The sequence below is a fragment of the Microbacterium sp. SWDP-B6 genome, from assembly GCF_059803615.1.
Genome location: NZ_JAPFGV010000001.1, coordinates 107,865 through 129,886, shown reverse-complemented (window position 1 = coordinate 129,886; position 22,022 = coordinate 107,865). Strand labels below are relative to the sequence as shown.

The 22,022-nt window shown below is 67.5% G+C and carries 23 protein-coding genes; 2 read left to right on the top strand and 21 right to left on the bottom strand.

Annotation, left to right across the window (positions count from 1 at the left end; genetic code table 11):
- Window positions 1-6: 6 nt before the first annotated feature.
- The 16 genes from OPU70_RS00640 to OPU70_RS00565 form a co-directional block, all read right to left on the bottom strand.
- Complete coding sequence (locus OPU70_RS00640) at window positions 7-360, bottom strand: RNA polymerase-binding protein RbpA (protein ID WP_042540778.1); 354 nt, start codon at window positions 358-360, stop codon at window positions 7-9.
- On the bottom strand, window positions 360-608 hold the full coding sequence (secG, locus tag OPU70_RS00635) for a preprotein translocase subunit SecG (RefSeq protein ID WP_042540779.1): 249 nt from the start codon (window positions 606-608) through the stop codon (window positions 360-362). Before secG ends, OPU70_RS00640 begins: the two co-directional genes overlap by 1 nt.
- Before the next feature lie 81 nt (window positions 609-689).
- Window positions 690-1,514, bottom strand: a complete 825-nt coding sequence (tpiA, locus tag OPU70_RS00630) for a triose-phosphate isomerase (RefSeq protein WP_042540780.1) — start codon at window positions 1,512-1,514, stop codon at window positions 690-692.
- Entirely contained in the window at window positions 1,505-2,719 is a 1,215-nt protein-coding gene (locus OPU70_RS00625) for a phosphoglycerate kinase (protein ID WP_042540781.1), read from the bottom strand. The genes tpiA and OPU70_RS00625 overlap by 10 nt, the downstream gene beginning before the upstream one ends.
- A 10-nt stretch (window positions 2,720-2,729) precedes the next feature.
- Complete coding sequence (gene gap, locus OPU70_RS00620) at window positions 2,730-3,740, bottom strand: type I glyceraldehyde-3-phosphate dehydrogenase (RefSeq protein WP_042540782.1); 1,011 nt, start codon at window positions 3,738-3,740, stop codon at window positions 2,730-2,732.
- 115 nt (window positions 3,741-3,855) lie between these two features.
- On the bottom strand, window positions 3,856-4,482 hold the full coding sequence (locus tag OPU70_RS00615) for a superoxide dismutase (protein WP_042540783.1): 627 nt from the start codon (window positions 4,480-4,482) through the stop codon (window positions 3,856-3,858).
- Window positions 4,483-4,669: 187 nt separating this feature from the next.
- Window positions 4,670-5,647, bottom strand: a complete 978-nt coding sequence (whiA, locus tag OPU70_RS00610) for a DNA-binding protein WhiA (protein WP_042540784.1) — start codon at window positions 5,645-5,647, stop codon at window positions 4,670-4,672.
- 68 nt (window positions 5,648-5,715) lie between these two features.
- Window positions 5,716-6,588, bottom strand: a complete 873-nt coding sequence (rapZ, locus tag OPU70_RS00605; RefSeq protein WP_056377245.1) for an RNase adapter RapZ — start codon at window positions 6,586-6,588, stop codon at window positions 5,716-5,718.
- A 29-nt stretch (window positions 6,589-6,617) separates the two neighbouring features.
- Window positions 6,618-8,534, bottom strand: coding sequence for an excinuclease ABC subunit UvrC (gene uvrC / locus OPU70_RS00600; protein WP_079113061.1), 1,917 nt, complete (start codon window positions 8,532-8,534; stop codon window positions 6,618-6,620).
- Window positions 8,534-11,422: an excinuclease ABC subunit UvrA gene (gene uvrA, locus OPU70_RS00595; RefSeq protein WP_475434217.1), complete on the bottom strand. Its 2,889-nt coding sequence runs from the start codon at window positions 11,420-11,422 to the stop codon at window positions 8,534-8,536. Before uvrA ends, uvrC begins: the two co-directional genes overlap by 1 nt.
- A 63-nt stretch (window positions 11,423-11,485) precedes the next feature.
- A complete protein-coding gene (locus tag OPU70_RS00590) occupies window positions 11,486-12,010 on the bottom strand; it encodes a hypothetical protein (RefSeq protein ID WP_042541601.1) in 525 nt (174 codons plus the stop codon).
- Window positions 12,007-13,266 (bottom strand): DUF58 domain-containing protein, encoded by a 1,260-nt coding sequence (locus OPU70_RS00585; protein WP_475434215.1) that lies wholly within the window; start codon window positions 13,264-13,266, stop codon window positions 12,007-12,009. Before OPU70_RS00585 ends, OPU70_RS00590 begins: the two co-directional genes overlap by 4 nt.
- Entirely contained in the window at window positions 13,263-14,228 is a 966-nt protein-coding gene (locus tag OPU70_RS00580) for an AAA family ATPase (protein WP_498556953.1), read from the bottom strand. The genes OPU70_RS00585 and OPU70_RS00580 overlap by 4 nt, the downstream gene beginning before the upstream one ends.
- A gap of 1 nt (window position 14,229) precedes the next feature.
- Window positions 14,230-14,766, bottom strand: coding sequence for a hypothetical protein (locus tag OPU70_RS00575; RefSeq protein ID WP_367819700.1), 537 nt, complete (start codon window positions 14,764-14,766; stop codon window positions 14,230-14,232).
- Window positions 14,763-15,494 carry a DUF4129 domain-containing protein gene (locus OPU70_RS00570; protein WP_079113067.1) on the bottom strand — a complete coding sequence of 244 codons (732 nt, stop codon included), beginning with the start codon at window positions 15,492-15,494 and terminating at the stop codon, window positions 14,763-14,765. Before OPU70_RS00570 ends, OPU70_RS00575 begins: the two co-directional genes overlap by 4 nt.
- 20 nt (window positions 15,495-15,514) lie before the next feature.
- Window positions 15,515-15,958: a MarR family winged helix-turn-helix transcriptional regulator gene (locus OPU70_RS00565; RefSeq protein WP_042541605.1), complete on the bottom strand. Its 444-nt coding sequence runs from the start codon at window positions 15,956-15,958 to the stop codon at window positions 15,515-15,517.
- A gap of 45 nt (window positions 15,959-16,003) precedes the next feature.
- On the opposite strand from OPU70_RS00565, the gene OPU70_RS00560 reads away from it, so the two are divergent.
- Window positions 16,004-16,246: a hypothetical protein gene (locus OPU70_RS00560; protein WP_042541606.1), complete on the top strand. Its 243-nt coding sequence runs from the start codon at window positions 16,004-16,006 to the stop codon at window positions 16,244-16,246.
- A gap of 9 nt (window positions 16,247-16,255) precedes the next feature.
- Here OPU70_RS00560 and OPU70_RS00555 read toward each other — a convergent pair whose 3' ends face one another.
- Both OPU70_RS00555 and uvrB read right to left on the bottom strand, forming a co-directional pair.
- Window positions 16,256-16,588: a TfoX/Sxy family protein gene (locus tag OPU70_RS00555; RefSeq protein WP_498556952.1), complete on the bottom strand. Its 333-nt coding sequence runs from the start codon at window positions 16,586-16,588 to the stop codon at window positions 16,256-16,258.
- Between the two features lie 19 nt (window positions 16,589-16,607).
- Window positions 16,608-18,680, bottom strand: coding sequence for an excinuclease ABC subunit UvrB (gene uvrB, locus OPU70_RS00550; protein ID WP_042541608.1), 2,073 nt, complete (start codon window positions 18,678-18,680; stop codon window positions 16,608-16,610).
- Window positions 18,681-18,744: 64 nt separating this feature from the next.
- Between uvrB and OPU70_RS00545 the strand changes: the two genes are divergently transcribed.
- Window positions 18,745-19,365 (top strand): DUF4126 domain-containing protein, encoded by a 621-nt coding sequence (locus OPU70_RS00545; RefSeq protein WP_042541609.1) that lies wholly within the window; start codon window positions 18,745-18,747, stop codon window positions 19,363-19,365.
- Here the strand turns inward: OPU70_RS00545 and OPU70_RS00540 are convergent.
- The 3 genes from OPU70_RS00540 to coaE are packed head-to-tail and all read right to left on the bottom strand — an operon-like array spanning window position 19,338 to window position 21,997.
- A complete protein-coding gene (locus OPU70_RS00540; RefSeq protein ID WP_042541610.1) occupies window positions 19,338-20,129 on the bottom strand; it encodes a GNAT family N-acetyltransferase in 792 nt (263 codons plus the stop codon). The two genes, OPU70_RS00545 and OPU70_RS00540, sit on opposite strands and share 28 nt — an antisense overlap.
- 60 nt (window positions 20,130-20,189) lie before the next feature.
- The gene (locus OPU70_RS00535; protein WP_498556951.1) at window positions 20,190-21,422 is read right to left on the bottom strand and encodes an MFS transporter; all 1,233 of its coding nucleotides are present in this window, start codon (window positions 21,420-21,422) and stop codon (window positions 20,190-20,192) included.
- Entirely contained in the window at window positions 21,398-21,997 is a 600-nt protein-coding gene (gene coaE, locus OPU70_RS00530; protein WP_498556950.1) for a dephospho-CoA kinase, read from the bottom strand. The genes OPU70_RS00535 and coaE overlap by 25 nt, the downstream gene beginning before the upstream one ends.
- Between the last annotated feature and the right edge of the window lie 25 nt (window positions 21,998-22,022).

Sequence of the window (22,022 nt, the reverse complement as noted above, 5' to 3'; positions counted from 1 at the left end):
TCGAGGTCACTGACCTCGACGCTCACGGAGCTGGGTGAGCGCGTCTTCGAGAAGCTGGACGGCTTCTGCGTCGGTGCGACGCTCCTTCACATACGCGAGGTGGGTCTTGTACGGCTCCGGTTTCGCGAGTGCGGGCGGGTTCGCCTTGTCTCGTCCGGCCGGCAGACCTGACTGGGGGTGGTCGATCGTCTCGGGGATCTCCTCTTCCGGGAGTCCCGCGGCGAAGTAGCGGACCGTCTCGTTGCCGAGGCCGTCCCAGTACGAGACCGCGATGCGGTCGGCGTGGTAGCCGTGGTCCTGCTCGCCCATGGGGCCGGAACCGACACGGGTTCCTCGGATCGCATTGCCGCCGGTAGCCATCAGATCACCTCGAACTTCGTGATGAGACCGAGCGCCACGATCGCCACGAACCACGCCAGGGCGAGGACCACGGTGAAGCGGTTGAGATTGCGCTCAGCGAGACCCGACGAGCCGACAGCCGACGTCATTCCGCCACCGAACATGTCGGAGAGGCCGCCACCGCGACCCTTGTGGAGGAGGATGAGGAGAGTCAGCAGGACGCTGGTTATGCCCAGCACCACCTGCAGGACGAACTCGAGAATTTCCACGAGGAAGAGCCTTTCGCTGGGGCAGGATTGCCCCGGTAACGGTCAAGTATACGGTGCGGCGGGGCCGGAGCCCCGCCACACTCACACGCCTACGTGCTTCTCGAAGCGGATGATCGCAGCGAACTCGTCGACCACGAGGCTCGCGCCTCCGACCAGTGCGCCGTCGACATCGGGCTCACGCATGAAGCTGGCGATGTTGGCCGCCTTGACCGATCCGCCGTACAGGATCCGGGTGCGCGCGGCAGCGTCGTCACCGAGGACCTTGGCGATCACCGCGCGCAGCGCGGCACAGACATCCTGTGCCTGCTGCGGCGTGGCCGCCTGTCCGGAGCCGATGGCCCAGACGGGCTCGTACGCCACAACGATGTCGGCATCCTTCGAGAGCCCCTGGAGAGCGACCTCGAGCTGACCGGCCGGAACCGCGCTCGCGCCGAACTTCTCCAGGTCTTCGGCCGTCTCGCCGACGCAGATGACCGGCGAGAGGCCGTGCTTGAGCGCTGCCTTCGTCTTGGCCGCCACGACGTCGTCCGACTCCGCGTGGTATTCCCGGCGCTCGGAGTGACCGATGATGACGTACTTCGCGTCGAGCTTCGCCAGGAACGCTCCCGACACCTCACCGGTGTACGCACCGGAGTCGTGTGCCGAGAGGTCCTGCGCACCCAGCGCGAACGGGATCTTGTCTGCGTCGATCAGCGTCTGCACGCTGCGGATGTCGGTGAAGGGCGGGAAAACCGCGACCTCGACCGATCCGTCCTCGTGCTTGGCATCCTTGAGAGTCCAGTGCAGCTTCTGCACGAACGCGACCGCCTGCAGGTGGTCGAGGTTCATCTTCCAGTTTCCCGCGATCAGCGGGGTACGGGCCCTGTTCGGCGTAGCCGACGATCGGGAATTGTTTTCTAGGCCCATCCGAGCACCTCCAGGCCGGGTAGTTTCTTGCCCTCGAGGAACTCGAGGCTGGCGCCGCCGCCGGTCGAGATGTGACCGAACTGGTCGTCGGCGAAGCCGAGCTGACGCACGGCCGCGGCCGAGTCACCGCCGCCGACGACGCTGAGGCCGTCTACCTCGGTGAGCGCCTGCGCGACGGTCTTGGTGCCGCCGGCGAACGCCGGGAACTCGAACACGCCCATCGGACCGTTCCAGAACACCGTCTTCGATTCGCGGATGACCTCCGCGAATCGCGCCGCAGTCTCGGGACCGATGTCCAGGCCGATTCCGGCAGCGCCGAACGCCGTGTCCTCGATCGCGTCCGCAGCCGTCACCTCGTGGTCGGCATCCGCCGAGAACGAGGAGGCGACGACCACGTCGGTCGGGAGCACGAGCTCCACGCCGCGCTTCTCGGCCTCGGCGATGTAGCCGCGCACCGTCTCGAGCTGATCCTCTTCGAGGAGGCTGGAGGCCACGGCGTGGCCCTGCGCCTTCAGGAAGGTGAACAGCATGCCGCCGCCGACGAGGATGCGATCCACGCGAGGCAGCAGGTGCGAGATGACGCCGAGCTTGTCGCTCACCTTCGACCCGCCGAGCACGACCGCGTACGGGCGCTCGGGGTTCTCGGTGAGACGGTCGAGCACGTCGAGCTCTGTCGCGATCAGCAGACCGGCAGCGGAGGGCAGCAGCTCGGCGAGGTCGTAGACGCTCGCCTGCTTGCGATGCACGACACCGAATCCATCGGAGACGAGCACGTCACCGAGCTCTGCGAGCTGAGCCGCGAAGGCGCCGCGCTCGGCATCGTCCTTCGAGGTCTCCCCCGGGTTGAACCGCAGGTTCTCGATGACGACGATGTCGCCGTCCTCGAGCGAGGCCACGGCCTCCTGGGCCGACTCGCCGACGGTGTCGCGTGCGAACGCCACCGGCTTGCCGAGCAGCTCGGACAGTCGCTGGGCGACCGGCGCGAGGCTGTACTGCGGGTCGGGCGCACCGTCGGGGCGTCCGAGGTGCGAGCACACGATGACGCGGGCGCCCGCGTTGATCAGTGCGTTGAGGGTAGGCAACGAGGCGCGGACACGGCCATCGTCCGTGATGATCCCGTCCCGGAGGGGGACGTTGAGATCACAACGGACGATGACGCGCTTGCCCTCGAGCGAACCCAGTGAATCCAGGGTGCGCAGAGTCATGGGAGGTGTCTCAGAGACGCTCGGCCACGTACTCGGTCAGGTCGACGAGACGATTGGAGTAGCCCCACTCGTTGTCGTACCAGCTGGAGACCTTGACCAGGTTGCCGCTGACGTTGGTCAGGGTCGCGTCGAAGATCGACGAGTGCGGGTTGTGCACGATGTCGCTCGAGACGATCTGGTCTTCGTTGTACTGCAGGAAGCCGGCGAGGCGACCGTCGGCAGCAGCCTTCTTGTAGGCCTCGTTGACCTCCTCGACCGTGAGGTTCTCGCGGTCGGTGATCAGCGTCAGGTCGACGATCGAGCCGGTGGGAACCGGAACGCGGTACGACGAGCCGCTCAGCTTGCCCTGGAGCTCGGGCAGAACCTCGCCGATCGCCTTGGCTGCACCGGTGGAGGCCGGGGTGATGTTGATCGCAGCGGCGCGTGCACGACGCAGGTCGCTGTGCGGGCCGTCCTGCAGGTTCTGATCTGCGGTGTAGGCGTGAGCGGTCATCATGAAGCCGCGGTCGATGCCGAACGCGTCGTTGAAGACCTGGGCCAGCGGCGCGAGGCAGTTGGTCGTGCAGGAGGCGTTGGAGATGATGTGATCCGTCTCCGGGTTGTACGTGTCCTCGTTCACGCCCATGACGAAGGTGCCGTCGACACCGGTGCCGGGAGCTGAGATGAGCACCTTCTTGGCGCCCGCATCGATGTGCTTCTTGGCAGCCTCGGCCTTGGTGAAGAAGCCGGTCGACTCGATGACGATGTCGACGCCCAGCTCACCCCACGGAAGGTTGGCGGGATCGCGCTCTGCGAACGCCTTGATCGCCTTGCCGTTGACCGTGATGCTCTCGTCGTCGAAGCTGATGTCAGCGTCGAGGACGCCGCCCACAGAGTCGTACTTCAGAAGGTGGGCAAGGGTCTTGTTGTCGGTGAGGTCGTTGACCGCGACGATCTCGATGTCCGCTCCCTGCGCGAGAGCCGCGCGGAAGTAGTTGCGTCCGATGCGGCCGAAGCCGTTGATACCGATCTTGACAGACACTCAGGTCTCCCTGTTTCTCGTGCGCTGTGCGCAGCAAAAGTGCTTACGCGATGCGCGGGGGTTTTTGGCTGAGATGGCGTCCCGACGAGACTGGGCCCGTCGGGACGCGACCCGATTACGACAGTACCAGCAGGCCGTTCGTCTTCTCGCGGGCGACCTCGAAGCGCTGAGCGACGTTCTCCCAGTTGGCGATGTTCCACGCGGCCTTGACGTAGTCGGCCTTGACGTTGAGGTAGTCGAGGTAGAAGGCGTGCTCCCACATGTCGAGCTGGAACAGCGGCACGGTGCCCTGCGCCGTGTTCGACTGCTGGTCGAACAGCTGCTGGATGATCAGACGCTGGCCGATCGAGTCCCAGCTGAGCACCGACCAGCCGGAGCCCTGGATTCCGAGGGCGTTCGCGGTGAAGTGCGCCTGGAACTTCTCGAACGAGCCGAAGAACTCGTCGATGGCTGCCTTGAGCTCGCCCTCGGGCTGTCCGCCGCCGGTCGGCGAGAGGTTGGTCCAGAAGATCGAGTGGTTGACGTGACCGCCGAGGTTGAACGCGAGGTCCTTCTCGAGCTTGTTCACGTTGGCGAGGTTGCCGCTGTCACGGGCCTCGGCGAGCTGCTCGAGGGCGGTGTTCGCGCCGGCGACGTAGGTCGCGTGGTGCTTGTCATGGTGCAGCTCCATGATCTTGCCGCTGATGTGCGGCTCGAGGGCTGCGAAGTCGTAGGGAAGGTCGGGGAGCGTGTAGGTCGCCATGTCGCTTTCATCCAATCCGCGCCGCGCCGCGGCGCTTGCCGATCCTCTGCGCCGCCGAGGTGCGGCGTAGAGCGGACTTAACTCATCCTAGTGACGACAACGTGTCGCCGACCCTGATCCTTCCCCCATATGACGAAGCGAGGCGACCCCTTGACAGGGATCGCCTCGCTGATGTCGATGGACGGGCTCAGACGTCGAGTCCGGCGGGCACGGCGGCCTCGGTGCCCGGGATGCCCTCCTGCTGCGCACGCTTGTCGGCCATGGCCAGAAGACGGCGGATGCGGCCGGCGACGGCATCCTTCGTCATCGGCGGGTCGGCGTGGTGGCCCAGCTCGTCGAGGCTCGCGTCTCGGTGCGCGAGGCGCAGCTCACCGGCGACCTTGAGGTGGTCGGGCACCTCGTCGGCGAGGATCTCGAGAGCGCGCTCCACACGGGCGCAGGCGGCGACAGCGGCCTGCGCGGAACGACGCAGGTTGGCGTCATCGAAGTTCACGAGACGGTTCACACCCGCGCGCACCTCCCGGCGCTGGCGCATCTCCTCCCAGGCGACAGCGGTCTTCTGCGCACCCATCTCGCTGAGGATCGTGCGGATGGCCTCGCCCTCGCGGACGACGACGCGGGGCATGCCGCGCACCTCGCGTGCCTTCGCAGCCACTCCGAGGCGGTGCGCGGCGCCGACGAGCGCCATGGCAGCCTCAGACGACGGGCAGGCGACCTCGAGCATGGCAGAGCGGCCTGGTTCACTCAGGGTTCCTGCGGCGAGGAACGCTCCGCGCCACAGACCGGCGACCTCTGCGCGGGAGCCCGTGGTGAGACGGTTGGGAAGTCCGCGGACCGGGCGACGGCGCTGGTCGAGCAGACCGGTCTGGCGTGCGAGGGTCTCCCCCGACGCGATCACCCTCACTGCCCACCGCGCTCCGTCGTTGGCCGTGCTCGACTGCACCTGGGCGATCTCGGGCCGAACACCGTAGATCTCCGCGAGGTCGCGCGCGACACGCTGCGCGAGGATCTCGGCATCCACCTCCGCCTCGACGGCGACCCGCCCGGCGATGGAGTGCAGTCCGCCGGCGAACCGGAGGATAGAGGTGACCTCCGCGACACGCACCGTCGGGGGTGCATTACGGATGCTGACAAGCTCAGCCTTGACGTCGGTGGTTAGTGCCACGACACTCCTCTACGCTCACGCGCCGGATCGCGGCGCAAACCTCCAGCCTACTCTGACGGAGGCTCCTGCTATTCCCTGCCGAGGTCCCGATGACGCACGTTGACGGCCACTCCGGGCACGGACGCGAGCCGACGAGCAAGCTCCTCCACCATGGCGACCGAGCGGTGCTTGCCGCCCGTGCAGCCGATAGCGATCGTCGAGTGGCTCTTGTTCTCGCGCTGATACCCCTCGAGCACCGGGGTGAGCGCCGACGTGTAGGAATCGAGGAACTCTGCGGCGCCTTCACGGGAGAGCACGTAGTTCTTCACCGCTTCGTCCTGTCCCGTCAGGCCGCGGAGCTCTTCGTTCCAGAAGGGATTGGGCAGGAAGCGCATGTCCGCGACGATGTCGACATCGGTCGGAAGACCGTACTTGAACCCGAAGCTCATGAGCGTCACACGGTGCCGCGCTGCACCCTCTTCGGAGAACAGGTCGGACACCTGCGTGGCGAGCTGATGGATGTTGAGCGCTGAGGTGTCGACCACGAGGTCGGCCGACTCGCGGATCGGCGCGAGGCGGAGGCGCTCGATGCGAATGCCGTCGAGCAGGGTGCCGTCGCCCTGGAGCGGATGCGGCCTGCGGACGGCCTCGAATCGACGCACGAGGACGTCGTCGGACGCATCCAGGAACAGCACGCGCACCGAACCGCGCGATCGCAACGCCCGCGCCACGCCGGGAAAATCGTCGAAGAGGTTGCGTCCTCGGACATCCACCACGGCGGCGACCTTGGGCAAGGCGTTGCCACCCATGTCGGTGAGGTCCAGCAATGGACGGAGAATCTGCGGCGGCAGGTTGTCCACGACATACCAGCCGAGGTCCTCGAGTGCGTTCGCGACCGTCGTGCGTCCAGCGCCCGACATGCCCGTGACGATGAGGAACTCGCCTTTGTCCCCGTCAGTCATGGTTACTCCTTCTCCCCCGCTCCCCCAGCCTAGCGAGAAGAGAGATGCGTATGGATGTTCTCGGCGAGCACAGGCCCGATCCCCTGCACCTCCTGGATCGCCTCGGGCGGTGCAGACCGCAGTGCGGTGACGGATCCGAAGTGCTTGAGTAGGACCTTTATCCGCGCCGCACCGAGGCCGGGAACCTCGGCGAGGATCGACGTGATGTCGTTCCTGCGTCGTTTGCGCTGGTGCGTGATCGCGAATCGGTGTGCTTCGTCCCTCAGTCGCTGGAGCAGGTAGAGCGACTCACTGGTGCGAGGCAGGATCACCGGGAAGTCATCCCCGGGGAGCCAGATCTCCTCGAGCCTCTTGGCGATGCCGCACACGGCGATCTCGGTGTGACCGGCGTCTCGGAGTGCCCGCGCGGCCGCCTCGACCTGCGGCTGCCCGCCATCGACGAGCAGCAGCTGCGGCGGATAGGCGAAGCGGGGCTTGCGCTTGACCTCGACGACGACCTCGTCGAGGTCGTCCTCCGACTCTCCAGGGACCCCCACGGCTGCGGCGGGCACTTCGGCTTCCTCGGGACGATCGAGGTAGGCGAGACGACGTCGCAGCACCTGGTACATCGAGTCGGTGTCGTCCGTGGTCTCGGCGATGTTGAACGAACGATACTGATCTTTTCGCGGCAGCCCGTCTTCGAAGACCACCATCGACGCCACCACGTTCGTGCCGCCGAGGTGCGAGATGTCGAAGCACTCGATGCGCAACGGCGCCTCCGACATCCCCAGCGCCTCCTGAAGATCTGTGAGAGCCTGCGTGCGCGCGATGTAGTCGCTCGTGCGACGGGTCTTGTAGCGGATCAACGCCTGCTGCGCGTTGAGTGTCGCGGTGCGCATGAGGTCGGCGCGCTGACCGCGCTGGGCGACGGCGATCTCGACCTTCTTGCCTCGCCGCTCGCGCAGCCACACCTCGAGCTCCGCCGCGTCGTCCGGCAGCGTCGGCACGATGATTCGCCGCGGCACGTCCTGGGCATCCCCGTACGCGCGCTGCAGCACCTGGTCGACCAGGTCGGCCGTCGAGATGTCGATCTCCTTCTCGATCGTCATCGCGCGGACGCCTCGGACGCGTCCGCCGCGGATCACGAAGTGCTGCACCGCTGCGGCGAGCTCGTCCTCCGCGATTCCGAACAGGTCGGCATCCTCGTCGGTCGCGAGGACCAGCGCGCTCTTGCCCAGCACCGCCTCGATCGCCGTGAGCTTGTCGCGGAATCTGGCGGCGGCCTCGTAGTCCATCGCAGCGGAGGCGGCCAGCATCCTCTTCGTCAGCTCTCGGGTGAAGCGCTCGTCGCCTCCGGCCATGAATGCGACGAAGTCGTCGACCATCGCACGGTGCTCCTCGATGGTGACCGTCATCGAGCACGGCCCGCCGCACTTGCCGATCTGCCCCGGAAAGCACGGACGCCCTGTCTGCATCGCGCGCTTGTAGCTGGAGTCGCTGCAGGTGCGGATCGGGAACGCCTTGACCATCAGGTCGATCGTCTCGTGAACCGCCCAGACCTTCGGATAGGGACCGAAGTAGCGCGCACCGGGGATCTTGCGGTTGCGGGTGACGATCACTCGCGGCGCCTCATCGCCCAGCGTCACGGCCATGAACGGGTAGGACTTGTCGTCCTTGTAGCGGACGTTGAAGGGCGGATCGAACTCCTTGATCCACATGTACTCGAGCTGCAACGAGTCCACGTCGGTCGAGACGACCGTCCATTCGACGGAGGACGCCGTGGTGACCATCCGTCTGGTGCGCTCGTGGAGCGTGCGCAACGGCGCGAAGTAGTTCGACAGACGTTGACGCAGGTTCTTCGCCTTGCCGACATAGAGCACGCGTCCATCGGCGTCGCGGAATCGGTACACGCCGGGGTTGGTGGGGATCTCACCAGCCCGCGGCTTGTACGGCAGGACGTCGGCCATCAGCTGGCCTTCCGCGCAGAACGCCCCTCACCCAGGATCTCGGCGAGGAACTGGCCCGTGTGACTGTCCTCGACTCGCGCGATCTGCTCGGGGGTGCCCGTCGCCAGGATCTCACCACCACCGGAACCGCCCTCCGGTCCGAGGTCGATCACCCAGTCGGCGGACTTGATCACATCGAGGTTGTGCTCGATGACGATCACCGTGTTGCCCTTGTCGACGAGCCCGTTCAGCACCTCGAGGAGCTTGCGCACGTCTTCGAAGTGCAACCCCGTGGTCGGCTCGTCGAGCACATAGATGCTGCGGCCGTTGCTGCGACGCTGGAGCTCGGTGGCGAGCTTGACGCGCTGCGCCTCGCCGCCCGACAGTGTCGTCGCCGACTGACCGAGACGCACGTAGCCGAGGCCCACGTCGACGAGGGTCTTCATGTAACGGTGGATCGCCTGGATGGGCTCGAAGAACTCCGCCGCCTCGGCGATCGGCATCTCGAGGACCTCGGCGATGTTCTTGCCCTTGTAGTGCACCGACAGCGTGTCGCGGTTGTAGCGCTTGCCGTGGCAGACCTCGCAGTCGACGTAGACGTCCGGCAGGAAGTTCATCTCGATCTTGATCGTGCCGTCGCCCGAGCACGCCTCGCAGCGGCCGCCCTTGACGTTGAAGCTGAAGCGCCCCGGCTGGTAGCCGCGGACCTTCGCCTCCGGCGTCTCGCTGAAGAGCGAGCGGATGCGATCGAAGACGCCGGTGTAGGTGGCCGGGTTCGAGCGCGGCGTGCGGCCGATCGGCGCCTGGTCGACGTGCACGACCTTGTCGAGGTTGTCGAGTCCCGAGACTCGGGTGTGCTTTCCGGGAACCGTGCGGGCGCCGTTGAGCCGCGAGGCGAGCACCTGGTAGAGGATGTCGTTGACGAGCGACGACTTGCCCGATCCCGACACTCCGGTGACCGCCGTCAGAACACCCAGCGGGAAGTTCACGCTGACGTTCTTCAGGTTGTTCTCGCGAGCACCGACGACGCTGAGCATCCGCTTCTTGTCGAGCTTGCGGCGCTTCGCAGGGGTCGGGATCTCGCGACGACCGGAGAGATACTGTCCCGTCATCGAGTCCGGCTCGTTCAGGAGTGCCTCGTACGAACCGGAATGCACCACCTCACCGCCGTTCACTCCCGCGCCCGGCCCGATGTCGACGACCCAGTCAGCCGACTCGATGGTCTCTTCGTCGTGCTCGACGACGATGAGCGTGTTGCCGAGGTCACGGAGCTTCAGAAGGGTGTCGATCAGTCGACGGTTGTCGCGCTGGTGCAGACCGATCGACGGCTCGTCGAGCACGTAGAGCACACCGGTGAGGCCCGACCCGATCTGTGTCGCGAGGCGGATGCGCTGTGCTTCGCCGCCCGAGAGCGATCCGGCCGAGCGGCTGAGGTTGAGATACGAGAGCCCGACCTGCAGCAGGAAGTCGAGTCGCAAGCGGATCTCACGCAGCACCTGCGCCGCGATCTGCGCCTCGCGGTCGGTGAGAGTGAGGGTCTCCATGAACGAGCGCGCATCGGCGAGGCTCAGGTGCGACACCTCGGCGATCGAGTGACCGTGCACCTGCACCGCGAGCACCTCGGGCTTGAGACGGTTGCCGTCGCACACGGGGCACGGCACCTCGCGGAGGTACTCGCCCCAGCGCGAGCGCTGCGTGTCGGACTCGGCCTGCGCGTACTGCCGCTCGATGTAGGGGACGACACCCTCGAAGCCGGACGCGTAACGCATCTCGCGCCCGTACCGGTTCTTGAACTTGACCGTGACCTTGTAGTTGTCTCCGCGGAGGATCGCGTCCTGCACGTCGACCCTGAGGTCCTGCCACGGGGTGTCGAGCGAGAAGTTGAGGTCGTCGGCCAGGCCCTCGAGCAGGCGCTCGTAGTACTGGAAGAGGCCCTTGCCCTGGGTGGTCCAGGGGATGATCGCGCCCTCGCGGATGGAGAGCTCCTCGTCACCGAGCATCAGGTCGATGTCCACCGACATGCGGGTGCCGAGCCCCGAGCAGGCGGGGCATGCGCCGAACGGCGCGTTGAAGGAGAAGGTGCGCGGCTCGATCTCGGTGAGGGACAGCGCGTGCCCGTTCGGGCACGCGAGCTTCTCGGAGAACGACTGCCAGGCGTCGTCGCCCTCTTCGTCGACGAAGTTCACCTGCACGACGCCGCCGGCGAGTCCGAGTGCGGTCTCGACCGAGTCGGTGACACGACCGAGGATGTCGTCGGCCGCGACCAGACGATCGACGACCACGGCGATGTCGTGCTTGTAGCTCTTCTTCAGCGTGGGCGGCTCGGCGAGCTGGATCAGGTCTCCGTCGACGATCGCGCGGGAGTATCCCTTGGCGCCCAGCTCGCGGAACAGATCGACGAACTCGCCCTTCTTCTGAGAGACGATGGGCGCGACGATCTGGTAGCGCGTCCGCTCGGGCAGCTCCATCAGCTGGTCGGCGATCTGCTGCACGGTCTGTCGCTGGATGCGCTCACCGCACTCGGGGCAGTGCGGAATGCCGATGCGCGCCCAGAGCAGACGCATGTAGTCGTAGATCTCGGTGATCGTGCCGACCGTCGACCGCGGGTTGCGGTTGGTCGACTTCTGATCGATCGACACCGCGGGGCTGAGCCCCTCGATGAAGTCGACGTCTGGCCGGTCGACCTGGCCGAGGAACTGGCGCGCGTACGCGCTCAGCGACTCGACGTAGCGACGCTGCCCTTCGGCGAAGATCGTGTCGAACGCGAGACTGGACTTTCCCGAACCGGACAGGCCGGTGAACACGACGAGGGAGTCGCGTGGGATGTCGATGTCGACGTTCTTCAGATTGTGTACGCGGGCACCGCGAACGCTGAGTTTTCCTGGGGTTGCAACCGGGACGATAGGCACTGATCAAGTCTACGAGGGGCCACAGACATTGGCTCCGTGAGGGCTCACAGGGAAGGCATCGCCTCACGGTGCTCGGCGGTTCGCCCTCACGACCAGGGTCACCGCGAGCGCCACGACGGCTCCGGCTCCCGCGACGGCGGCCCACGGCACCGTCTGCGCCGATCCCTGCGCGGCCGCTCCGCCGACGACCATCACCGCGACGGTCACCGGCTGGGCGATCGCCTGGACGACGAGCAGCCGCAGTGCGCTGGGCCGGAGCGCGGCGATCACCACTCGGGAACCCGCGGGGATCACGAGCGAGAGCGACATCAGCACGTGGATGAGCTGCACGACGAGCACCGCGATCATCGCGCGCCCGAGATCGGGCTCCGAGATCAGCATCCCGATCACGAGGCAGCCGACCGATCCCCACGCCGCGAACGTCTGCGGGAGGGCGGCGGCGACGATCGCCAGCACGACAGCGGCCACCTGCCACCCGATCAGCGGGCACAGGGCGACGGCCCCGGCGGCGACGACGGCGACGAGCGCGCCCCGAACGACGAGCCAGGAGACGGCCGGCCCGGTCTGCAGCGAGTCGTTCGCCCTCATCGGCGCGCCCTCGCGATCGCGAGCAGCGCCGATGACGGATCATCGGCCCAGGTGACCACATCGACTCCGGCGCCGTGCAGATCGGCGAACACGTTCTCCCGCTCGGCGAGCACGGTGCGAAGGCCGATGAGCTGTGCCCGGGTGAGACGCGTGCGATCGAGCGGCGGAAGCACGTCGACGGCGACGACTCGATGACCGCTCGCCCTCCACATCAGCGCCGTCTGTGCCGCCGCGCCCTCGAAGAACGTCGACAGTACGAAGATGACCGAGCCGTGCGGCACGGGAGGCGTGCGGCGGAAGGACGCATCCTCTCGTGCCTGACCGGTCGCGGCGATGGCCGCCACCACGCGCGCGAGGTGCCTCGATCCGCTGCCGCTGCGCAGCGACCGGCCCCCGTGCACGAGCACGTGCAGCGCGACGCGGTCGCCCGCGCCGATGGCCGAGTCGGCGATCGCGCGGGCGGCCTCCCGTGCGAGGTCGAGCGACGTCACGCCACTGCGTTCGAGATCGCCGCTCCCCCATGACGAGACGACCTCTCCGAGGTCTTCCGACGTGTCCATCGCGATCACGACGGAGGAGTCGCTCAGGGTGTTCGTCCGTCGAACCAGCAGATCCCCCGGCCTGCGTGCCATCCGCGCCGTGGCCCGCCAGTCCACGCGGCGGAGCTCGTCCCCCGGAGCGAAGGCGTGGATGTCCCTGAAGTCACCGCCCTGGCCCTGACGGCGCCCCTCGTGAGCACCGTGCGACCCGATCAGTCGTCGCGGCAACGGCAGCGCATCGATCGGTCGGCGGGGCGGTGCCACCTGACGTCCGGCCGCGACGGGCCCCGCTGTCTTCGAGAGCGCCGCGCCCTCGAGAGAGAACCCTCTCGCCGCGGCTTGCACAGGAATCGCCGGCCCGGAATGCAGGACGGTGCTGCGGGCGGTGACGGATGATCCGCCCCCAGGCACGATCACTCGCCTGGTGCGGCGCTCCGACTGCACGATCACCATCTCGACGGCTTCCGCGTCGCTCTCGACGGCGATCGCGGTGAGCAGTTCTCCATCCTGTCCCGGCAGCGCATCGATCCTGACCTTCGCCTCGCCCCCGGCGGTGCCTCGTGCGATCGCGAACCCGCTCCAGAGGGCCAGAGGCAGGCCCATGGCCGCGACGTCCGGTCGGGCTGACAGAAGGCCGACGACGGCGAGGATCACCGCGCCGCCGATCGCCACCGACAGCACCGGCCCACGACGCCCCGCGTCGGGATCATCCGTCATCCGAGCGCCCCGACAGTCGGCGGCACCGCCACCTGACCGACGACCGATCGAACCACATCGGACGCCGACGCACCCTGAGCCCATGCCTGTGGAGTGAGGGTGAGTCGATGGGCCAGCACAGGCACGGCGATGCGCTTGATGTCGTCCGGGCGCACGTAGTCGCGACCGTCCAGCGCCGCCAGCGCTCGTCCGAGCAGCAGCAGACCGAGCGAACCTCGCGGCGAGGCCCCGACCTCGACGTTCGGCGCATTCCGCGTGGCGCGGGTGATCTCGACGCAGTAGCGGGTGATGTCCTGATCGACGTGGATGGCTTCGACCGCGTTCTGCAGGGCGACGAGCTGGTCGGCATCGATCACCGGGGCGACGTGGGTCGCCTCCTCTCGCCTGCTCACCCGGTTCTCCAGGATCCGAGCCTCGTTGTCCGCGTCCGGATAGCCCACGGACAGCCGCACCATGAATCTGTCGAGCTGCGCCTCGGGAAGCGCGTAGGTGCCCTCGTACTCGATCGGATTCGACGTCGCGATCACATGGAACGGCGCCGGCAGCGCGAAGCTGTTGCCCTCGACCGTCACCTGTCGCTCCGCCATCGCCTCGAGCATCGCCGACTGCGTCTTCGGGGTGGTTCTGTTGACCTCGTCGGCGAGCAGCAGACCGGTGAAGATCGGCCCGGGACGGAAGACGAAGTCGCCCGAGTCCGGTGCGTACACGTACGATCCGGTCACGTCGCCCGGGAGCATGTCGGGGGTGCACTGCAACCGACGGAACGACAGCCCCAGGGCCGACGCGAGACTGCGAGCGGCGAGGGTCTTTCCCAGCCCTGGCACGTCCTCGAACAGCACATGACCACCCGCGAGGATCGTCGCGAGCGCGATCTCGACGGGGTCGTCCATGCCCACCACGACCGTCCTCACTGCGGCGAGGATCCTGGCTCCGGTGTCGGCGATCTCTGCGGGGCTCGTCATGTCATCTCCTTGATCGACGGAACAGCGAGGGCCGCGCCTGGCCGGTGGCTGGGGCGTGCGACGCGAGCGACGGCTCGCCGGGTGAGGAAGGGTTCAGTCGATCGACGGCATCCAGGGCCCGTTCGATGTCGACGATCGTCGGGGCGGGACCCGTCAGCTGTTCCCAGAGCCCGGGTCCGATCACCGCGGTGAGTCGTGCCCTGTCCTCCGGGTTGTCCGGGTCGATTCCCTGGCGCACCAGCCTATGGCGGAGGATCGCGCTGACGCGTCGGGTGATCTGCTGTCCGGCGATACCGGTGTGCGTGTTCAGGGCCCACGCCATCCGAGAGATCTCGGTCGGCCGACGATGGCGTTCCGTGTCGATACGCGGGGCGTCGAAGCCGGGCTCGAGCGGCATCACGAGTTGTCCGAGCAGACCGACCGCGCAGATCAGCAGACTCCAGCCGATCACGAACGGCCAGGTGAAGCCGAAGCCGAGGAGGGCGAGAGCAGCGACGACCGCCGCACCGATCGCGAGAAGTGTTCTCCGTGCGCTCATCGCCACACCCCCTCGATGCGCCGAAGGGCCTGTCGCGCCGAGGCCCGATCATGTTCGTCGGCCACCCGCGTGCCGAAGCGGACGCTCTCATAGAGGCGCAGCAACGCCGCAGCGTCGTCGGCGGCGCCCGGCCGCAGAGTGATGATCCGCACCACGAACTCCCCCGGAGTCTCGCTCGCCGCACGCTTCACCCCCGCGTCCGCCGCGCTCTCTTCGAGACCGATCCACGCGGCGACGATGGCATCCGAGGCCGTGGCACGCTCATCGATCGTCGCCAGCGCGCCGGCGATCCCGCGTTGCATCACCCCGACCGCGACGTCCGCTGTCGGGGTCGATGCGAGCTGATCGACCTCGGATGCGACGACGGCTGCGTCACGACGCCGGAGCGGGCGATCTCGCCATGCTCGAAGCAGGGCTCTGGCGGCGATCACGAGGAGCGCGACGATCCCGGCCGCGACCAGGAGCATCAGGATCACCGTGAGAGTCTGCGCGAGCGCGGCGTTCGTGGGTTCGACCTCCACCGGCTCGGGGAGCCCGGTTCCACCCGGCGACACGGTGGGCAGCGGCTCTGCCGTCCCCTCGGGAATCGGCTCGGTGGGGCGGAACGTCGGCTGACCCTGGATCGCCGACGCGATCATCGCCGCGCCGAACAGAACGACGACGACGACGGGAAGGACCATCCGATCGACACTCCGGCGCGCAGGACGCGTCTGGTGTTCGATCGGCATGCCCACACCCTATGACGCGGTCACTCCTGGGCTGAACGGCGCCCCGCGAATGCCGACAAACCATCGCGCAGTGTCGCGATCTGCTGCAGGTCCATTCCCACAGCGGTCATCACCTGGCGCGGAACATCGAGGGCTCGGCCACGCAGAGCCCGACCGGCGTCCGTGAGCGTGATGTCGAGACGGCGCTCGTCCTCGACGCTGCGCTGCCTCGCCACAAGACCGTCTGCCTCCAGCCGCTTCACCAGCGGCGACGCCGTCGCAGGCTCGAGCGCGAGGTCGGCCGCGAGATCGTTCAGTGGGCGCGGAGCACGTTCCCAGAGCGCCAGCATCACAAGATACTGCGGATGCGTGAGCCCGAGGGGCTCCAGAATCGGCCGGTAGATCGCCACGACGTTGCGTGCTGCGGTCACCAGAGCGAAGCAGAGCTGGTTGTCGAGCTTGAGCAGGTCATCCGATGCGGTCACGGATTCGAATATACATTGACCCTAATAGTTAGTACACTAAGCAACATGGCCAGTTCTGATGATCGCCCTTCGCTCCGCACTCGGATCCGCGAAGCCGGAGGCCTGTATGCCTGGTTCAACTCGAATCTGATCCGCTTCGCCGGCCCGGCCTCGGTCGGCCCCTACGAGAAGACGCCCCCGCCGAGCCCGTCCGAACGTGCCGAACGCGCCTGTCCGCTGTGCGGCTCCCCGATGAGCGAGCATGAGATCGACCGGTCGGGCCCCAAGACGCTCGTCCACTGCCCCTGAGGCTCGCTCTCAGCCGTCTCGCTTCGCGTCTTCACGCGCGATGTCGAGCCAGGCCGCGAGGTCGTCGTCGTCGATGAGCGCGCTCGGCGATACATCGAGCCAACCGGTGCCCATGGTCCGCGGACCCATGACCGCGGACGCGACCCCTGGCCGGGTGATCAGCGACGCGCCGTGCTCTTCGTCGACGCGCACGAGCAGCACCCCGCCGGTGCGCGCACCGACGAGGATGTGACCGTCGAGGAGGAACGCGCGCGTGCCGAACATCCGCTTCTCCTCGACGTTCCCGTCAAGGGTGAGAAGCGCTCTCACGCGATCGGCGAGCTCTTCTCCTGATGTGTCCATCCTGGTCGCTCCCGTGTCGTCAGGCGTGGCCGGCCTTCTCCATGGCACGCAACTCCTTCTTCATGTCCTGCACCTCGTCACGCAGTCGTCCGGCGAGCTCGAACTTGAGCTCCGCGGCCGCCGCGAGCATCTGGTCGGAGAGGTCCTGGATCACGGCTTCGAGCTGCTGAGCGCCTTCAGCGGCGATCCCGGTGCGCCGGAGGTTGGGCGTCGGAGACTTGCCCTTGCCGGTCGCGCGACCGCGGCCGGACATCATCGCAGCGGTGTCGGCGCCTTCACGGGCGAGCACCTCGGTGATGTCGGCGATCCGCTTACGCAGCGGCTGCGGGTCGATCCCGTGCTCCAGGTTGTAGGCGACCTGCTTCTCGCGACGTCGATCCGTCTCTTCGATCGCCTTGGCCATCGAGTCGGTGATCCTGTCGGCGTACATGTGCACTTCGCCCGAGACGTTGCGCGCCGCGCGGCCGATCGTCTGGATCAGCGACGTGCCCGATCGCAGGAAGCCCTCTTTGTCGGCGTCGAGGATCGCGACCAACGACACCTCGGGCAGATCGAGTCCTTCACGCAGCAGGTTGATTCCCACCAGGACGTCGTAGACGCCCGCCCGCAGCTCGCTGAGCAGCTCGACCCGTCGCAGCGTGTCGACGTCGGAGTGGAGGTAGCGCACGCGCACGCCGTGCTCGCCGAGGAAGTCCGTCAGCTCTTCGGACATCTTCTTGGTGAGCGTCGTCACGAGCACACGCTCGTCACGCCCGACACGCTGCCTGATCTCCTCGAGAAGGTCGTCGATCTGGCCCTTCGACGGCTTCACGATGATGTGCGGGTCCACCAGACCCGTCGGGCGGATGATCTGCTCCACCACGCCGTCGGCGATGCCCATCTCGTACTTGCCGGGAGTGGCCGACAGATACACGGTCTGCCCGATCCTGTTCTTGAACTCGTCCCACCGCAGCGGCCTGTTGTCCATCGCGCTCGGGAGCCGGAAGCCATGGTCGACGAGCGTGCGCTTGCGGGATGCGTCTCCCTCGTACATCGCGCCGATCTGCGGCACCGTGACGTGCGACTCGTCGATCACGAGCATGAAGTCGTCGGGGAAGAAGTCGAGCAGCGTGTGCGGCGGCTCGCCGGGCTGACGCCCGTCCATGTGCCGGGAGTAGTTCTCGATTCCCGAGCAGAAGCCGAGCTGCTGCAGCATCTCCAGGTCGAAGGTCGTGCGCATCCGCAGCCGCTGGGCCTCGAGCAGCTTCCCCTGACGCTCGAACTCCTTGAGCCGCTCCTCGAGCTCGTGCTCGATGGTGCCGATCGAGCGCTGGATCACATCGGTTCCCGCCACGTAGTGCGAGGCGGGGAAGATCGGCACGGAGTCGAGCTTCTCGATGACCTCTCCGGTGAGCGGATGCAACGAATAGAGCGCTTCGATCTCGTCACCGAACAGCTCGATGCGGATCGCATGCTCCTCATACACCGGGATGATCTCGATGGTGTCGCCTCGCACCCGGAAGTTGCCCCGGGAGAAGTCGACGTCATTGCGGTTGTACTGCATCGAGATGAACTGCCTGATCAGCGCGTCGCGGTCGTACCGCTCTCCCACCTGGAGGGCGACCATGGCGCGGAGGTACTCTTCTGGCGCGCCGAGTCCGTAGATGCAGGAGACGGTGGAGACGACGATCACGTCGCGGCGGCTGAGCAGCGAGTTCGTGGTCGAGTGACGCAGACGCTCGACCTCGGAGTTGATCGAGGAGTCCTTCTCGATGAAGGTGTCGGTCTGAGGCACGTACGCCTCTGGCTGGTAGTAGTCGTAGTAGGAGACGAAGTACTCGACGGCGTTGTTCGGCATCAGCTCGCGGAACTCGTTGGCCAGCTGCGCAGCGAGCGTCTTGTTGTGCGCGAGGACGAGCGTCGGACGCTGCACCTGCTCGACCAGCCAGGCGGTCGTCGCCGACTTTCCGGTACCGGTGGCGCCGAGCAGCACGATGTCGGTCTCGCCGGCGTTGATACGCGATGCGAGTTCGGCGATCGCCTTCGGCTGGTCGCCGGCAGGCGCATATTCGCTGATGACCTCGAAGGGACGAACACTTCGCGTGGGTTGCATACCTCCAGCGTATGCCGGGCCACCGACATCGGGGCCACGAGCGGCCTCCGCCTAGAGTGGGGGCGTGATCGAGTTCCTCATCGGCACCAGTCTCGCCGCGTCTGCGGGCCTCAACGCCTGGATGCCGCTGTTCCTGCTGGGCCTCGCCGATCGGCTGCTTCCCTCCGTGGTGCTGCCGGCCTCGTGGTCGTGGCTGTCGAGCGATCTCGCGCTCTGGATCCTCGGCGGGCTGCTGCTGCTGGAGGTCGTGGCCGACAAGATCCCTGCGCTCGACTCCCTGAACGACGTGATCCAGAGCATTCTGCGTCCGGCATCCGGTGGCATCGCCTTCGGCGCCGGCTCGGGCGCTCAGACGATCGCGGTCGACGACCCTGCCGCGTTCTTCACCGACAACGCCTGGGTGCCGGTGGTCTCCGGCATCGCGATCGCCCTGGTCGTGCACATCGCGAAGGCCACCGCGCGTGTCGCCGCGAACACCGTGACCGGCGGCCTTGCGGCTCCTGTCCTGAGCACGGCTGAGGACGGGGCATCGTTCATGCTCGCGATCACGGCGATCGTCATCCCCGTCGTGGCCGCCCTGCTGCTGGTGGGCCTCGTCATCGTCGTCGTCGTGGGCGCGCGCCGCCTGGCGCGCAGGCGTCGAGAGGGCGGTGCCGGTCAGTCAGCCGGCCGCGTCCACACGTAGGGCGTGGTGGTCGAGACCTTGACGAGTCCCGCACGCTCGAGGATCGGCCGCGAGAACTCGGTGCAATCCGACTGCAGGTACCGCTTGCCGAGCGCGAGGGCGGATCGCGCGCGCTCCGCCGTCAGCGCTCTGTAGATCCCTCGACCCCGCCATTCGGGCAGCGTCGCTCCGCCCCACAGACCGGCGAAGCGGGTGCCGGCCACGGGCTCCAGGCGTCCAGCGCTGATCACCGCTCCATCAGCCACAGCCGTCCAGAGCTCCACGGTGTCATCTTCCCGGATGCGCTGCAGCGTCGTCTCGACGCGCACGCGCCACTGCGGATCGCCGAAGACCCTCCCCTGCATCTCCTCCATCGCGAACACCTCGGCCTCGGTGCGCGCCCGTCGGAGCTCCACCTCAGAGGGAAGGTCGACGGGCTGGGCGAGCGCCGCCGCCTCGCCGATCATCACCGACTCCTCGTCCTCAGGCACGAACCCACGGCTCTCCAGAGCCCGGCCGAGCCCAGGCGCACGATCATGCCCTCGCGTCTTCCACTCGATCGAATCGATGCCGCTGAGGGTCGTGAAGTGCGCGAGCGCGACGTCGATGAGCTCTTCGATTCCGCCGGAGTCGTGGCCATCGAGGTCCGAGTACGACACGAACCCGCGCCCGCCGGGGAAGACGGCGAGTCGCAGCGGTCCGTGCATCGCCACGCTGAGCGCGTGCGTCACCTCGGCGTCCGTGCGCAGCTCACGATCGTAGGCGGCGAGATAGGTCAGGCGCATGAGGCGATCCTCCCGGTCGACAGTGGCAGTGAGCGACGGCGATGAGGTGCCGCTTCGTGATCATACGCGGCCGGTCGACGCCTGCCGCAGGGCGCGTGCCGCCAGCGCCGCGGACACCGCGCACATCGCCACGATCACCGCCACGAACCACGCCCAGTCAGCCGTGCCGAACACGATCCCCAGCGCCCAGCCGAAGAGGCTCGACCCCGCGTAGTAGCCGAAATAGTAGAGCGACGATGCCTGCGCCCTGCTGTCGGAGGCGGCTGCGGCGGGAGCCCACCCCGAGGCGACGGCATGCGCGCCGAAGAAGCCGGCGGTGAAGAGCAGCAGCCCGACGATCACCGCGAAGAGCACCTGGCTCAACATGGCGAGGGCGCCGACGGCCATCACGGCGATCGAGGCGAGCAGCACCGGATACCGGCCGAAGCGGGATGCGAGCGCACCTGCTGTCGGCGACGAGACGGTACCTGCGAGATAGGCCAGGAACAGCAGCGTGACCACCCACCCCGGAAGGGCGAACGGCGCGTCGATCAGGTGGAACCCGAGGTAGTTGTACACCGCGACGAAGGCGCCCATCAGAAGAAAGCCCTGCATGTAGAGCGCGAGCTGCGTCGCGGAGCGCAGCGGCATCGCCAGGCGCGCAAGCATCCGTGGCGACGCGTCGTGTCGAAATCGACCAGGCACGAACCCCTGAGCCTTCGGAGTGAGCCAGAGGAACAGGACCGCTGCCACCGCGCACACACCGGCGACGGTCCAGATGCCCGCGCGCCATCCCCATGGCTCGCCGGCCAATCCCGACAGGACACGACCGAGCAGGCCGCCCACGGTCGTCCCGGCTATGTAGCTCCCCGCTGCAGTCGCGGCATCGCGTGCGCTCACCTCCTCGCTGAGATATGCGAGCGCCACCGCGGGCACGGCGCCCAGCGCCACGCCCTCGAGCAGCCGCAGTGCCAGCAGCATCTCCATGCCGGTGCTGAAGGGCGCGAGAACCCCCAGCGCCGTCGCTGTGAGGATGCCGATCCCCATGGCGGGAACCCGCCCCATGCGGTCTGCGACCATCGACCACGGAACGACGGCCGCCGCCAGACCGAGCGTCGCAGCCGACACCGCGAGCGCCGCGGTGGCAGGCGTGATCCCCAGGTTCGACGAGAGTTGCGGCAGCACGGCCTGCGGCGAGTACAGCTGCGCGAACGTCGCGATGCCGGCGAAGAACAGCCCGACGATGAGACGCCGATAGGCGGGAGACCCGGGTGTGTGACCGGTGAAGGTCACGACGAGCGGATCCGCACCCACAGGGCGTCGGTCTGCCGGATCGTCTCCTCCAGTGAACCTGCGGTCTCGATGACCTCGTCGGCGATCGCGAGCCGACGCTCGTCGGACACCTGCGCGTCGATCCGTTCCTGGGCCGCCTGCTCCGCCATGCCGCGCAGTTCGACGAGCCGCCGCCTGCGCTCGTCCGCTGGTGCATGGGCCACGACGATCAGATCCCACGGGTCATCGACCCGCGCCTCGACCAGAAGAGGGACGTCGTACACGACGACGGTCTCGGGACCGGCGGAGGCGGCCTCCTCGAATCGACGCTGCGACTCGGCACGCACCGCGGGGTGGACGATCGCGTTCAGCCGCGCCAGCTGCTCGGGATCGCCGAACACCTTGGCGCCCAGGGCAGCCCGGTCGAGTGCGCCGTCCGCGTCGATGACATCGGCGCCGAAGACGTCCTCGATCCGTGCCAGCACCGCAGAGCCTGGCGCCTGCACGTCGCGCACGATCTGATCGGCGTCGACGACGACTGCTCCGAGTTCTGCGAGTCGTCGCGCGATGGTCGACTTGCCCGAGGCGATGCCGCCGGTGAGAGCGATGAGAGGCATCTCGCCAGTCTAGGCTCGACCGCGA

Coding starts and splice junctions, on each gene's coding strand:
- OPU70_RS00640 (WP_042540778.1), bottom strand. CDS start 360: ATGGCTACCGGCGGCAATGCGATCCGAGGAACCCGTGTCGGTTCCGGC.
- tpiA (WP_042540780.1), bottom strand. CDS start 1,514: ATGGGCCTAGAAAACAATTCCCGATCGTCGGCTACGCCGAACAGGGCC.
- OPU70_RS00625 (WP_042540781.1), bottom strand. CDS start 2,719: ATGACTCTGCGCACCCTGGATTCACTGGGTTCGCTCGAGGGCAAGCGC.
- OPU70_RS00615 (WP_042540783.1), bottom strand. CDS start 4,482: ATGGCGACCTACACGCTCCCCGACCTTCCCTACGACTTCGCAGCCCTC.
- rapZ (WP_056377245.1), bottom strand. CDS start 6,588: ATGACTGACGGGGACAAAGGCGAGTTCCTCATCGTCACGGGCATGTCG.
- uvrC (WP_079113061.1), bottom strand. CDS start 8,534: ATGGCCGACGTCCTGCCGTACAAGCCGCGGGCTGGTGAGATCCCCACC.
- OPU70_RS00590 (WP_042541601.1), bottom strand. CDS start 12,010: ATGAGGGCGAACGACTCGCTGCAGACCGGGCCGGCCGTCTCCTGGCTC.
- OPU70_RS00585 (WP_475434215.1), bottom strand. CDS start 13,266: ATGACGGATGATCCCGACGCGGGGCGTCGTGGGCCGGTGCTGTCGGTG.
- OPU70_RS00580 (WP_498556953.1), bottom strand. CDS start 14,228: ATGACGAGCCCCGCAGAGATCGCCGACACCGGAGCCAGGATCCTCGCC.
- OPU70_RS00575 (WP_367819700.1), bottom strand. CDS start 14,766: ATGAGCGCACGGAGAACACTTCTCGCGATCGGTGCGGCGGTCGTCGCT.
- OPU70_RS00570 (WP_079113067.1), bottom strand. CDS start 15,494: ATGCCGATCGAACACCAGACGCGTCCTGCGCGCCGGAGTGTCGATCGG.
- OPU70_RS00560 (WP_042541606.1), top strand. CDS start 16,004: ATGGCCAGTTCTGATGATCGCCCTTCGCTCCGCACTCGGATCCGCGAA.
- OPU70_RS00555 (WP_498556952.1), bottom strand. CDS start 16,588: ATGGACACATCAGGAGAAGAGCTCGCCGATCGCGTGAGAGCGCTTCTC.
- uvrB (WP_042541608.1), bottom strand. CDS start 18,680: ATGCAACCCACGCGAAGTGTTCGTCCCTTCGAGGTCATCAGCGAATAT.
- OPU70_RS00540 (WP_042541610.1), bottom strand. CDS start 20,129: ATGCGCCTGACCTATCTCGCCGCCTACGATCGTGAGCTGCGCACGGAC.
- coaE (WP_498556950.1), bottom strand. CDS start 21,997: ATGCCTCTCATCGCTCTCACCGGCGGCATCGCCTCGGGCAAGTCGACC.